Origin of the sequence: Rhizobium sp. ERR 942 (assembly GCF_007828395.1) — a bacterium.
Classification (GTDB): domain Bacteria; phylum Pseudomonadota; class Alphaproteobacteria; order Rhizobiales; family Rhizobiaceae; genus Rhizobium; species Rhizobium dioscoreae.
In genome coordinates this window covers 520378-532876 of sequence record NZ_VIUA01000006.1, presented here as the reverse complement: position 1 = coordinate 532876, position 12499 = coordinate 520378, and the positions used below count along the sequence as shown (strand labels likewise).

Genomic DNA, 12499 nt, shown 5'->3' with positions numbered 1-12499 from the left:
CATAACGAGACATGACCTCGTCCGTTGCTCAGTTCATCGTGAAATTGAACTTGTAGCTGGCGGAAACCCCGATCAGCAGCTGGTTACGGTCGCCACGCTCGCGCACGAGGCTGCTGTCGGCAGCCGGGCCGGTGAGCCGGGTATATTCGAGGAAGGTGCTGGTGGTCCAGTTCTGCGAGGCCTTCCAGGTCAGTGCGCCGCCGAAACCGACGGATTTGACGCCGCCGCCGGGCTTGTAGCCGCTGAGGCCGGAGGCAGCCGATTCGCGCGCATTGACGCCATAATAGGTGTCGAAATAGTCGCTGCTGGCGAGCGTCATGCGTGGACCGGCCGAAGCGCGAAGCTCCGGTGTGATGTCGGTAAAGGCATCCACCGCGGCATCGGCGACGACGCCGCTATGGGCGCGAATGCCCTGGCGAACTTCGACGCGGGCGCGCAGCCAATCCGTGGGATAGGCCTCGGCAAAGCCGCCAGCTTCCACACCCCACTTGACCTTCTTCAATCCCCTCAGCTCGTGGCCATCGCTGCTGTCGCGGCTCGGCACAAACTTGCCGACGATGCCGACGCGGAATGCATCGCTTTCGATCAGGGCGAAGGAGGGATTGTCGTTGCGCGAGGAAAAGCGAGGGCCAGGACCCTGCCGGCCGATGGATACCAACGGCGACCATTGCAGCTTGTTGTGCTTGCCGCCTTCGAATTTCGGTGCAGAGAAACCGGCCGCACCGACGCTTAGGTACCAGTCACCCGACCACAAATGCTGACCGTCGCCCGCCTCAGCAGCGCCGCCATAGGCGATAGCGGAGAGGCCGCCAATGAAAAGGAACCTTAACTTTGCAAACACAATGAAACTCCATGATACGCAATACAAAGGGCCGGAGGACCCGAGAGTTGCCTCAAATTATGCGGATCGCGTTACCGCTCCCTTAACCACAAGACGCCGAATCCAGTCAGAACATCAAATTCAGGTTGCTCTAACCGGATGCCATTCGACATGCGCCGGCCTATCGTGCTGATTTAATTTCTGTATAGATTCTCAATCGTGGGTAATGGTCGCAATTGCCAAGTGCCCGCCATCTCGTAGCCCCCAATTTCAAAAGATGAGAAACGAATAAAGAACATATCCCTGATCTCCTTAGGTCTGATCCTGACTGCCGGCGTGGCGCTTTCCGGCTGCGTCGGCACTCCGATCGGCGGGGCGAAACAAAGCCATTTTTCGGGAAGCGTCGCCCCCGGCAAGAAGACGAAGATTACGAGCACTTCGCTCGTGAAACAGGACTGCACCTTTGCGGGATTTCCCTATACGGGCGTCATCAAGCAGCCTGCCCACGGCAAGGTTGACGTCGAGCACGGCCCGGTCGCGGCAAAGTTCCCGAAAGACAGCAATGCCTATCTATGCTCGGGCAAGACGGTCCAGGGGAACATTGTCTACTACACGCCGAATCCCGGTTTCTCGGGCACCGACCAATTCACCCTGCGCCTTGCGGGACTGAATACGGATGGTACGGTGCAGGACGGCACCTTCACCGTCCATGTCGGCAGGTAGCAACTTTGATGACGTGCAGGCATGAATAGAAAAGGCCGAACCGTGGCTTTCCGCGGTCCGGCCTCGTCAAACGGCGCGATGACGGAGGCTCAGAACGTCACCTTCTCCAAAGGTGCACGCCCCGCCTCGAACTCCTTCAGCTTCGCCTCGCGTTCCGCGATGTAATTGCGGTTGTCGGGGACGGCGAACTGGTTCTTGGTGATCTGGAGCTGCATGATGAAGAGCTCATCCCAGCGGAAGCCCATTTCGGAGCCGGCCAGATAGAATTCCCACATGCGGAAAAACTTCTCGTCGTAGAGCGCGACGGCATCGGCCTTGCGCGCCACGAAGCGGTTGCGCCAATGCCTCAGCGTATAGGCATAGTGCATCGGCAGGGTCTCGACATCACGCGTGAGCAAGCCTGCCTTTTCCAGCGGCGGCGTGGTCTCGCCGATCGACGGAATGTAGCCGCCGGGGAAAATATATTTTTCGATGAAGGCGTTGGTGGCAAAGCTCGGCTTCGGGCGGGCGATGGAGTGCAGCAGCATGACGCCGTTATCATCAAGCAGCTCCGAAACCTTGCGGAAGAACTTGCCGTAATCGCCGATGCCGACATGCTCGAACATGCCAACCGAGACGATACGGTCGAATTTCTTGCCGGACATGTAGCGATAGTCCTGCAGTTCGAAGCGGACGCGATCGGAGAGGCCACGCTTGGCCGCCCGCTCACGCGATACCTTGAGCTGCTCTTCGCTGAGCGTGATACCGGTCACGTCGAGGCCGGGATAGGCCTCGGCGAGATACATGGCCATACCGCCCCAGCCGGAGCCGATTTCCAATACCTTCTGGCCGGGCTCGACCAGCAGTTTGGCAGCGATGTGCCGTTTCTTGGCGACCTGCGCTTCATCCAGGCTGATGCCAGGCGGATTGAAATAGGCGCAGGAATATTGCCAGTCCTCATCGAGGAAGAGGTCGAAGAGCTTCGCTGAGAGATCGTAGTGATGCGCAACATTGTGCTTGTTGCGATTGATCGGCGAGCGGCTCTTGATCTGCTGCCAGGCAATGCGACCGATCAGCAGCGCCGCCATGCGGAAGTCGAAGACCTCATTGGTGGTATTCTGCTTCACCAGCGACAGGAACTCGTAAATGTCGCCCTGCTCCAGGATGAAGCGGCCTTCCATATACATTTCGCCGAGCTTGAGCGTCGGATCGCGGGCAACCGCATCTTCTGCCTGCTGATCGGCAAAGCGGACGGCCACCGTCTCTCCAGTTCCGTCGCCGACCACATGGGTCTCGCCGGATGCGAGCGTAAGCCTGAGTGAACCTTTACGGATGATTTTCTGGACGAGAGGAAAAAGAGTCGACGCCATGGACGCCTCGAATGTTATGACATGACATTAAGGCAACTTTAACGCCTCACAGCGTTGTGGCAAGCGCACCTTTCCACAGTCATTGGCACTCTGGCAACAACGCTGCCAGAGTGTGACATTCTTGCACGAAGTTCCGCTAAGTCCTTATTTTCGTTTGAGTGCATCGGCCAAGGCGGCGCCAAAACTACCCTGCTGCTCGGCCTTCGGACGGGTATTTCCCTTAACGCCAGCGTTGCGCGCACCACCCTGTTCGCGTGTATCCCGCCCCGACGGGGCTGCCACAGTGCTGCCATCTTTACGCATGGAGAGGCCGATTCGCTTACGCTTTGCGTCGACTTCCACAACCCTGACCTTGACGACATCGCCGGCCTTCACGACCTCATGCGGGTCCTTGATGAAGCGATCCGCCAACTGCGAGACATGCACCAAACCGTCCTGATGGACGCCGATGTCGACGAAGGCGCCGAAGGCCGCGACATTGGTCACGGTTCCCTCCAGCAGCATTCCCGGCTTAAGGTCGCTGATCTCGTTGACGCCCTCCGCAAAGGTTGCTGTCTTGAAGCTCGGACGCGGATCTCGGCCCGGCTTTTCCAGCTCGGCGATGATGTCGCGCACGGTCGGCAGGCCGAATTTGTCGTCGATGAATTGCCGGGGGTCGATAGCCTTCAGCGTTGCCGTATCGCCCATCAGCGTGCGGAGATCGCGGCCGCAGGCAGCGACGATCTTCTTGGCCACACCATAGGCCTCCGGGTGCACCGAGGAAGCGTCGAGCGGCTCCTTGCCATTCGGGATGCGCAGGAAGCCGGCGCATTGCTCGAAGGTGCGCTGGCCGAGACGGGCGACTTTCAGGAGATCGCGCCGCGTCTCGAATGGCCCCTCGCCGTCGCGATGCCTAACGATAGCATCGGCGATCGACGGCCCGAGGCCGGAGACGCGGGCAAGCAGCGGCGCCGAGGCCGTGTTGAGATCGACGCCGACAGCATTCACCGCATCTTCGACCACGGCATCCAGCGAACGGGACAGCTTCTGCTGGTCGACATCGTGCTGGTACTGGCCGACGCCGATCGACTTCGGCTCGATCTTTACCAGCTCCGCCAACGGATCCTGCAGGCGGCGAGCGATGGAGACGGCACCACGCAGCGAAACGTCGAGATCGGGAAATTCGAGCGCAGCCGTTTCCGAGGCGGAATAGACCGATGCACCGGCTTCGGAGACGATGACCTTGGTCGGCTTCGGCGCGGGCAGTTCGGCCAGCATGTCGGCCACCAGCTTTTCAGTTTCTCGGCTGCCGGTGCCGTTGCCGATCGCGATCAGCTCGACCTTGTGCTTGCGGATGAGCGAGGCAAGTGCGGCCTGTGTGCCGTGTACGTCGTTCTTCGGCGGAAAGGGATAGACCGTCGTCGTCTCTAGCAGCTTGCCCGTACCGTCCACCACGGCGACCTTGACGCCGGTGCGGATGCCGGGATCGAGGCCCATAGTAGCGCGCGAGCCCGCCGGCGCTGCCAGCAGCAGATCCTTCAAATTGCGGGCGAAGACGTGGATCGCTTCTTCTTCGGCACGTTCGCGCAGTTCGCGCATCAGGTCGAGCGACAGCGACATCGAAAGTTTGACGCGCCAGGTCCAGCTTGCGACTTCCGTCAGCCAGCGGTCGCCGGGCCGGCTGGCGCCGATATCATAGGCCGCAGTGATCATGCGCTCGACCGGCTTGTTGGGCGAGACGGCATCCGTATCAACCTCAATGGTCAGCGTCAGCACCTCTTCGTTCCAGCCGCGCAGCATGGCGAGCGCCCGATGACCGGGCGCTGTCGCCCAACGCTCCTGATGCGCAAAATAATCCGAGAATTTGGCGCCGGCTTCCTGCTTGCCGTCGACGACAGCGGCCTTCAGCGTGGCATGGGTCTTCATATAATTGCGCAGCTTACCGAGCAGATCGGCATTTTCAGCAATGCCTTCGGCGATGATATCGCGCGCGCCTTCCAGCGCCGTCTTCACGTCAGGCACATCGGCCGTGATAAAGCCCTCGGCCAGCACCGTGGGATCCTTGGAGCGATCACCGAGGATCGTGTCGGCCAAGGGGCCGAGGCCGCGCTCCCTGGCAATCTCGGCGCGCGTGCGGCGCTTCGGCTTGTAGGGCAGATAGAGGTCTTCCAGCTCCGACTTGGTGGCGACGGTGCCGATCTTGGCCATCAACTCGTCGGTCATCTTGCCCTGGCTGGTGATGGATTCAATGATGGCCGCACGGCGAGCCTCGAGTTCACGCAGATAGACGAGACGTTCCGAGAGCGTGCGAAGCTGGGTATCGTTGAGGCCACCGGTTACTTCCTTGCGGTAGCGCGCGATGAAGGGCACGGTCGCGCCTTCATCCAGGAGTTCAATGGCGGCCTTGGCTTGATCCGGGCGGGCATTGATCTCGGCGGCGATGGTTGCGGCAAGGGAACGGATATCAGCGGCCATGTGTCTCTCTGAACTGAACGAGCGTGATGGGACCATAAGCATGATCCCGCGGACATAAGAAGCGGTTTTCGCCACGCAACACGCTAATCCCGGCGCGGAGATGGCGTGGAGGGCGAAAGCCGTTTCCGCTTTAGCGGGATAAAAAGGCATGGCAATGTTGCCGGCCCTGCCTCCACAGGATTTGCCGCTTGACCTTTGGCTCAACCCCGCTTAACCGCGCAAAAGGACGCAACGAAAGGGCAAGCCATGAGAGTTCTGTTGATCGGATCGGGCGGACGCGAACACGCATTGGCCTGGAAGCTGGCGCAATCGCCTCTCATGACGGAACTCTATGCCGCACCCGGCAATCCCGGCATTGCCGAGTATGCGACGCTGGCAGCGCTCGATATCGACAATCACGAGGCCGTCGTTACCTTCTGCAAGGAAAAGGCCATCGAGTTTGTCGTGGTCGGCCCGGAAGCGCCTCTGGTCGCCGGCATTGCCGATGCGCTACGCGCCGTCGGCATCGCCGTCTTCGGCCCTTCCGCGGCGGCAGCCCAGCTTGAAGGATCCAAGGGTTTCACGAAGGATATCTGCGCCCGCTACGATATTCCCACAGGGGCCTATCAGCGCTTCAACAATGCACCGAAGGCGAAAGCCTATGTCCGCGCGCAAGGGGCGCCGATCGTGGTGAAGGCGGACGGTCTTGCGGCGGGCAAGGGCGTCACTGTCGCCATGACCATCGACGAGGCGCTTGCTGCGATCGACGATTGCTTCGAGGGCGCTTTCGGCGAGGCCGGGGCGGAAGTGGTGATCGAGGCCTATCTCGACGGCGAGGAGGCAAGCTTCTTCTGCCTTTGCGACGGCAAGCATGCGCTGGCGCTTGCGACCGCCCAAGACCACAAGCGCGTCGGCGATGGCGATACCGGCCCGAACACTGGCGGCATGGGCGCGTACTCCCCTGCTCCCGTGATGACGCCAGACATGGTCGAGCGCACCATGAAGGAAATCATCGAGCCGACGATGCGCGGCATGGCGGAAAGCGGCCATCCCTTCAGCGGCGTCTTCTTCGCCGGGCTGATGATCACCGCCAAGGGGCCAGAACTGATCGAATACAATGTCCGCTTCGGCGATCCCGAATGCCAGGTGCTGATGATGCGGCTGAAGAGCGATCTGTTGCCGCTGCTTTATGCCTGCGCCAACGGCACCCTGGATCAGATGACGGCCGAATGGAGCGACGACCCGGCGCTGACCGTCGTCATGGCCTCGAAGGGCTATCCCGGTTCCTATGCCAAGAACACGCCGATCACAGCGCTGCCCGCGGATGGTGAAAACGAGAAGGTGTTCCATGCCGGCACAGCCCTGAAGGACGGAGCGCTGGTTGCAACCGGTGGTCGGGTGCTGAATATTACGGCAACGGGCAAGACAGTGGGCGAAGCAAAGGAACGCGCCTATGCCCTGGCCAGCAAGGTGAAATGGGATAACGGCTTCTATCGCAATGATATCGGCTGGCGTGCAGTGGAGCGCGAAAAGTAAACATCCCTGCGGCTCTGCAATCGCAAGTCCATTAAATTTTTACCTAATCTCCTGACGGGATGGAAATAAAGCGACACTAATGTCTTCGTCACTATAGAGCCATTGCGCTTTTCTTCGAAACGCGAAAATGCTCTATCCCTTTGTTTTTACGCAATTCCGGACGGAAAACCGCTTCGCACTTTTCCTGGAATTGCTCAAGGCGGAGTTCTTGGTTATGCGTTCCTTTTTTCTGACCTTGGCGTGCGTACTAGCCGGCGGCTCCACCATGGCTTCGTCGATTCAGCCGATCAACGGCACGATGATCGGCGGCAAAGGCAGCATTATCGACAAGAGCTGTGCCGAATGCCCTCCGCTGAAGCCGCCGGTCACGGAAAAGGAATATACCGTGCCGGCGCTGGAGCCTGGCACCCAATCCGTGGTCGTGCGCAATATCGATGGTCAGAAAAGGGTCGTCCGCACCGAAGCGTGGATGGGCGGCTCGCCTGTTAACTTCGTCAGCAAACCGACGCCAGAAGCGCTTGCTGCGGCCGGTGAGCCTGCCGATGGGATCGACATGACCGCTCAGACGGCGGCTTTGCCCAACTCCTCCGTAGCTCGCGAACCTGCGCCGCTCGATATCTCCGGCTTCCAGCTTCGCCAGTAATCTTCACAAGGCGTTCCCGCGTTTGGGCGCTTGCGAAATGCCGACTATATTCATACTTCGAAATATATCCTCTTCGTATTCGGCAGAACTAAATAATCTCTCACAAAACCTAAGTTTCGCTGGTGTGATCTTCAAATATAATTGCGTATTACTTACAATGATTGCACATATCTGCGGTTTAATTCGAAATTAAATACAACCAAGACCCCATAATTAAAGCTTTTTTAGACATAAACAGCGATTTTACTGTCACCGGACAGCAGCATGTCATTTAAGCGGCGGCAAGCGTATTGGGATTCTCTCAGGCGATCGCACAGGCGGTAGGAAACCGCACCGGTATTCACCCCTGTGGGAGGCACCATGAAGAATCTCAAGATATCGCATCAATTGTTTGCCCTGCTTGGCGTCCTGATGGCCGCCTTCGCGGTGGCCACTTATTTCCAGATCCGGTCCCAGGCCGATTCCATTTACGACGACCGCTTCGACATGCTGCGCACGCAGGTCGAATCCGGCATCTCGGTTTTGAACCAGTATTATCAGCGCGAAAAATCCGGCGAGATGACCCATGAGGCGGCCCAGGCCGAAGCCTTCAAGGTTCTCTCGCATGTGACCTTCGCGCCGGCAGGCTATCTCTTCGGTTTCGATTACAATGTGATCCAGCGCATTCATCCGAGCCCCGTCAATATCGGCAAGGACATGTCCGGCCAAGTCGACAAGAATGGCACCCATTTCAGCAAGGAAATGGTCGAGAAGGGCATCAAGGGCGGCGGCCGCACCATCTATTACTGGAACAAGCCGGGTCACTCCGACAGCGAGTTCTTCCTGAAGGGCAGCTATTCGGCAGCTTTCGCTCCCTGGCAGATCGTGCTCGGCTGCGGTGTCTACATGGATGACCTCGAGGCACAGATCAATGCCACGATGTGGCGTGCTCTCATGATCTGCGGCATCGTCTTCCTGATCGGTATCGGTGCCGCCTTCTACTTCATCCGCGGCATCACGAAGCCGCTGACCGACGTCCACGCAGCCCTGAAGGCCGTCGCGGACGAAGACGTGAAGACCGCCATCCCGCATACCGAGATGCGCAATGAAATCGGCCTGATGGCGAAGGCGACCCAGGCGCTGCAGGAAAAGGTTCGCGAACGTCATGCGCTTGCCGACCGTCAGGCGGCACAGGAGCTGGAAATCAGCAACGAACGCGAACAGAACCTGCGCCAGCAGCAGGACGAGGCCCGCGAACAGGCCCGCGTCGTTGCGGTCATCGGCAAGTCGCTCGAAGAGCTTGCTCGCGGCGATCTGACGGTGCGCTGCGGCGATCTCGGCGCCAGCTATGCCGGCCTTCGCAACAACTTCAATGAGGCACTGTCGCACCTCGAAGCCGCGATGGGACGCGTCAATGCCAAAGGCAACGACATCGGCCTCAGCAAGGAAGAAATCCGTCGCGCCTCCAACGAGCTGTCGCAGCGCACCGAGCGACAGGCCGCAAGCCTGGAAGAAACCTCGGCAGCGCTCGACGAACTCACTGTCGCCGTCCGTCAGACCGCGGAAGGCGCCGATGAGGCCAGCAAGCGGGTCCATGCCGTCAGCGCCGAAGCATCGCGCAGCGATGCCGTGGTTGCTCAGGCGATCGAAGCGATGAGCGGCATCGAGAAATCTTCGGCCGAAATCGGCAAGATCATCGGCGTCATCGACGAGATCGCCTTCCAGACCAACCTGTTGGCGCTCAACGCCGGTGTGGAAGCGGCTCGTGCCGGCGAATCCGGCAAGGGCTTTGCGGTCGTCGCCCAGGAAGTGCGTGAACTCGCCCAGCGCTCCGCCGCAGCCGCGAAGGAGATCAAGGACCAGATCGCCCGCTCTTCCGGTCAGGTCGATCAGGGCGTTCGCCTTGTCGGTGAGGCAGGCGAAGCGCTGAAACGCATCTCCGGTCAGATCAAGGCAGCCAATGAGATCGTCTCGAAGATCGCCCACAGCGCCTCCGAGCAGGATACGACGCTGCGCTCGATCTCGTCCTCGATGAACCAGCTCGATGCCGCCACGCAGCAGAACGCCGCCATGGCTGAGGAAACCACCGCATCGGCTGAGACGCTCGCCGCCGACACGGAAGATCTTCTTGCCCTCATCCGCGGCTTCCGTGTCAACGAAGGCCGCGCAACCATGGATCATCGCCGCGCCGCCTGATCAGTACAGCTGCAAAAATGGGAAACCGCCGGCCTCGCATCCGGCGGTTTTCTTTTGAGCAAGGCTTTGCTGCGTTAGTCTGCGACCTTCAACCGCTCGACCAACCTGTCGATCTCGCGATCGGAATAGACCTCGATACCGGCCTGCTTGAGCAGCGCCGCCGTGACGCCGCGGCCGTTCTGCTTGCCGCCGGAAAATGTGCCGTCATAGATGAAGCCGGAGCCGCAGGATGGGCTGCCGTCGATCAGGAGAGCGTAACGACAGCCGGTTTCCGTTGCGAGCGCCAGCGCATTTTCCGCCGCCTGGCGAAATTCCGCCGTGACATCGCCGCCGGTGATTTCCATTACCCGTGCGGTGCCGGCAAGCACATCCTCGCCGGTCGCGCCGCCTGCAATTTCGGCAGGCGGTCTTGGAACCGCCATGCCGGCGGACATTTCCGGGCAGATCGTCACCAACCGCCCCTCCTCCCGCCAGCGATCGATCGCCGGATGGACAAGAGGCTTGGAGCGGCCGTCATAGCGGACGGCATGGCCCATGAGGCAGGCGCTGACGAGGATTTTTCCGGTCATCGCGCCCCCATGTCTTATCCCGCGATCTTCGAGAAGTCAGCGACCGTGCCGGTTGCCTCACGGATCAGGCGCAGCAGTGCCAGGCGATTGGCGCGGATGGCGGCGTCTTCATCGTTCACGAGTACGTCCTCGAAGAAGCGGTCTACGGGCGCGCGCAGCTTGGAAAGGGCTGCCATGGCCGAGCGGAAATCTTCCTTGGCGATCGCGTCAGAGGCCTCCGCAGAGGCGGCCTTCACGGCAGCAAAGAGATCCTTTTCGGCATCGAGCTTCAGCAAGGCTTCCGAAACGCCGTCGGCGACGACGGTGCCCTTCTTCTCTTCGGCGGCCAAAAGCTGGGTGGCGCGCTTGGTGCCGGCGAGCAGGTTCTTGCCATCCTCGGAGGTGATGAAAGCGGTCAGCGCCTCGACACGGCGGGCCACCATCAGGAGATCATCGGCCTCCGGCGTCAGCACGGCGTCGATCAGGTCATGCCGGGCACCGAGATCGCGGAGATAAACCTTGAGGCGATCATGGAAGAAGGCGAGCAGGTCGGATTGCCGAGAATCCCCACTTCCGATGACAACTGATGCCACAACAAAGTCACTACCGGTCTTTGATTTCTTTTGAGCTTCGGTAGCAGAAATATCGGCATCCAGGCGCTTCATCTGTGATGATATGGCGCCTCCAAGCGCCAACCGAGTCTTCATTTCCAACAATATTCTCACGACACCGAGGGCTGCGCGGCGCAGTGCATAAGGGTCCTTCGAGCCCGTGGGCTTTTCATCGATCGCCCAGAAGCCGACGAGCGTATCCAGCTTGTCGGCCAGCGCGACAGTGATTGCAACCTTGTCTTCGGGAACGCGGTCGGACGGGCCTTGCGGCTTGTAGTGATCTTCGATCGCTGTTGCCACAGAAGCATTCTCGCCCTGCAGCGAGGCGTATTTGCGGCCCATCACGCCCTGCAGTTCGGGGAATTCGCCGACGGCTTCGGTGCGCAGATCGGCCTTGGCGAGCACGACGGCACGGTCGACCAGAGCGGCATCGGCGCCGGTGATCTTGGCGAGTTCAGCGGCCAGCGCGCGGATGCGGGCGACGCGTTCACCCTGGCTGCCGAGCTTGGCATGGAAGGTAACATTCAGCGCATCGAGCTTGGCCATGCGCTGATCGAGCGGCTTCTTCAGATCGAGGCCGAATTTTTTAGCGGAGGCTTCCAGCATTTCGAGATCGGGCAGATCGCCCTGATCGCGCTTCCAGAAATGCAGCGCGTCCGACAGACGGGCGCGCACGACCTTGCCGTTGCCGTGGATGATTTCCTTGCCGCCATCCGTCGCCTGGATATTGGCGACGAGGATGAAGCGGTTGGACAGCGTCTCGCCGGCCTGCGGCCGGGTGACGAAGCATTTCTGGTTGGTCTTGATGGTCAGGCGAATGATCTCCGAGGGGATCGAGAGATAATCCTCCTCGAAGGAGCCCATCAGCACCTGCGGCCACTCGACCAGGCCGGACACTTCTTCCAGCAGGCCTTCATCCTCGACCAGTTCCAGGCCATTGGCAAAGGCGACATCGCGGGCATCATGCAGGATAATGTCCTTGCGGCGCTCAGCATCGAGAACGACGTGGGCCTTTTCCAGGCTCGACGCATAATCCTCGAAACGCTTGACCGTGATCGGGCCTGGCGCATGGAAGCGATGGCCATAGGTCACATTCGAGGCGACGATGCCGTCGATCTCGAAGGGGATGACGACGGTTTCCTCATGCTCGGTGCCGTAGACGCAGACGATCGATTGCAGCGGGCGCACCCAGCGCAGCGAGCCGGGCTTTACTGATGCCTTACCCCAGCGCATCGATTTCGGCCAAGGGAAGTTGCGGATGATATCGGGCATCACGGAAGCGACAATCTCTTCCGCGGCGCGGCCGGGCTTGGAAATCACCGCAACGTAGAAATCGCCCTTCTTCGGGTCGCTTTGCACCTGTGCCTCGGTAATGGAGGACAGGCCGGCGCCGCGCAGGAAGCCTTCGATCGCCTTTTCATTGGCATCGGTGCGCGGACCCTTGCGCTCTTCGCGCACGTCGGCGGAGCGCGCCGTCAGCCCGCGAATGTCGAGCGTGAGGCGCCGCGGCGTCCAATATTCCCTGGCGCCCTCATAGGACAGACCAGCCTCGACCAGCGCATCGGTCACCAGCTTCTTCAGGTCGCCGGCAGCCTTGCGCTGCATACGGGCGGGAATTTCCTCGGAGCGGAGTTCGAGAAGGAGATCGGGCATGGGAATTG

At 60.4% G+C, this 12499-nt stretch carries 9 protein-coding genes; 4 read left to right on the top strand and 5 right to left on the bottom strand.

Going from position 1 to position 12499, the window contains the following annotated elements:
• Nucleotides 1-28 precede the first annotated feature (28 nt).
• The gene (locus FBZ97_RS25875; protein WP_246661852.1) at nucleotides 29-814 is read right to left on the bottom strand and encodes a MipA/OmpV family protein; all 786 of its coding nucleotides are present in this window, start codon (nucleotides 812-814) and stop codon (nucleotides 29-31) included.
• 342 nt (nucleotides 815-1156) lie between these two features.
• Here FBZ97_RS25875 and FBZ97_RS25870 point away from each other — a divergent pair, with 342 nt between their 5' ends.
• Nucleotides 1157-1543 carry a hypothetical protein gene (locus FBZ97_RS25870; protein WP_246661844.1) on the top strand — a complete coding sequence of 129 codons (387 nt, stop codon included), beginning with the start codon at nucleotides 1157-1159 and terminating at the stop codon, nucleotides 1541-1543.
• Between the two features lie 89 nt (nucleotides 1544-1632).
• Here the strand turns inward: FBZ97_RS25870 and FBZ97_RS25865 are convergent, their stop codons facing one another.
• Both FBZ97_RS25865 and FBZ97_RS25860 read right to left on the bottom strand, forming a co-directional pair.
• Complete coding sequence (locus FBZ97_RS25865) at nucleotides 1633-2892, bottom strand: cyclopropane-fatty-acyl-phospholipid synthase family protein (RefSeq protein ID WP_145322687.1); 1260 nt, start codon at nucleotides 2890-2892, stop codon at nucleotides 1633-1635.
• Between the two features lie 144 nt (nucleotides 2893-3036).
• Nucleotides 3037-5346, bottom strand: a complete 2310-nt coding sequence (locus FBZ97_RS25860) for a Tex family protein (protein WP_145322685.1) — start codon at nucleotides 5344-5346, stop codon at nucleotides 3037-3039.
• Nucleotides 5347-5592: 246 nt separating this feature from the next.
• Between FBZ97_RS25860 and purD the strand changes: the two genes are divergently transcribed.
• The 3 genes from purD (at nucleotide 5593) to FBZ97_RS25845 (ending at nucleotide 9679) form a co-directional block, all read left to right on the top strand.
• A complete protein-coding gene (purD, locus tag FBZ97_RS25855) occupies nucleotides 5593-6861 on the top strand; it encodes a phosphoribosylamine--glycine ligase (RefSeq protein ID WP_145322683.1) in 1269 nt (422 codons plus the stop codon).
• A 214-nt stretch (nucleotides 6862-7075) separates the two neighbouring features.
• Nucleotides 7076-7504: a plant virulence effector HPE1-like domain-containing protein gene (locus FBZ97_RS25850; protein ID WP_145322681.1), complete on the top strand. Its 429-nt coding sequence runs from the start codon at nucleotides 7076-7078 to the stop codon at nucleotides 7502-7504.
• A gap of 360 nt (nucleotides 7505-7864) precedes the next feature.
• Complete coding sequence (locus FBZ97_RS25845) at nucleotides 7865-9679, top strand: methyl-accepting chemotaxis protein (RefSeq protein ID WP_145322679.1); 1815 nt, start codon at nucleotides 7865-7867, stop codon at nucleotides 9677-9679.
• Between the two features lie 74 nt (nucleotides 9680-9753).
• On the opposite strand, the gene FBZ97_RS25840 is transcribed toward FBZ97_RS25845, so the two are convergent.
• Nucleotides 9754-10248 carry a DUF523 domain-containing protein gene (locus FBZ97_RS25840; RefSeq protein ID WP_145322677.1) on the bottom strand — a complete coding sequence of 165 codons (495 nt, stop codon included), beginning with the start codon at nucleotides 10246-10248 and terminating at the stop codon, nucleotides 9754-9756.
• Nucleotides 10249-10262: 14 nt separating this feature from the next.
• Complete coding sequence (glyS, locus tag FBZ97_RS25835; RefSeq protein WP_145322675.1) at nucleotides 10263-12491, bottom strand: glycine--tRNA ligase subunit beta; 2229 nt, start codon at nucleotides 12489-12491, stop codon at nucleotides 10263-10265.
• Nucleotides 12492-12499: the final 8 nt, after the last annotated feature.

Bases quoted from the DNA above. Each gene is read 5' to 3' on its own strand.
- FBZ97_RS25840 (WP_145322677.1), bottom strand. From the start codon at position 10,248: ATGACCGGAAAAATCCTCGTCAGCGCCTGCCTCATGGGCCATGCCGTC.
- FBZ97_RS25865 (WP_145322687.1), bottom strand. From the start codon at position 2,892: ATGGCGTCGACTCTTTTTCCTCTCGTCCAGAAAATCATCCGTAAAGGT.
- FBZ97_RS25860 (WP_145322685.1), bottom strand. From the start codon at position 5,346: ATGGCCGCTGATATCCGTTCCCTTGCCGCAACCATCGCCGCCGAGATC.
- FBZ97_RS25845 (WP_145322679.1), top strand. From the start codon at position 7,865: ATGAAGAATCTCAAGATATCGCATCAATTGTTTGCCCTGCTTGGCGTC.
- glyS (WP_145322675.1), bottom strand. From the start codon at position 12,491: ATGCCCGATCTCCTTCTCGAACTCCGCTCCGAGGAAATTCCCGCCCGT.
- purD (WP_145322683.1), top strand. From the start codon at position 5,593: ATGAGAGTTCTGTTGATCGGATCGGGCGGACGCGAACACGCATTGGCC.
- FBZ97_RS25850 (WP_145322681.1), top strand. From the start codon at position 7,076: ATGCGTTCCTTTTTTCTGACCTTGGCGTGCGTACTAGCCGGCGGCTCC.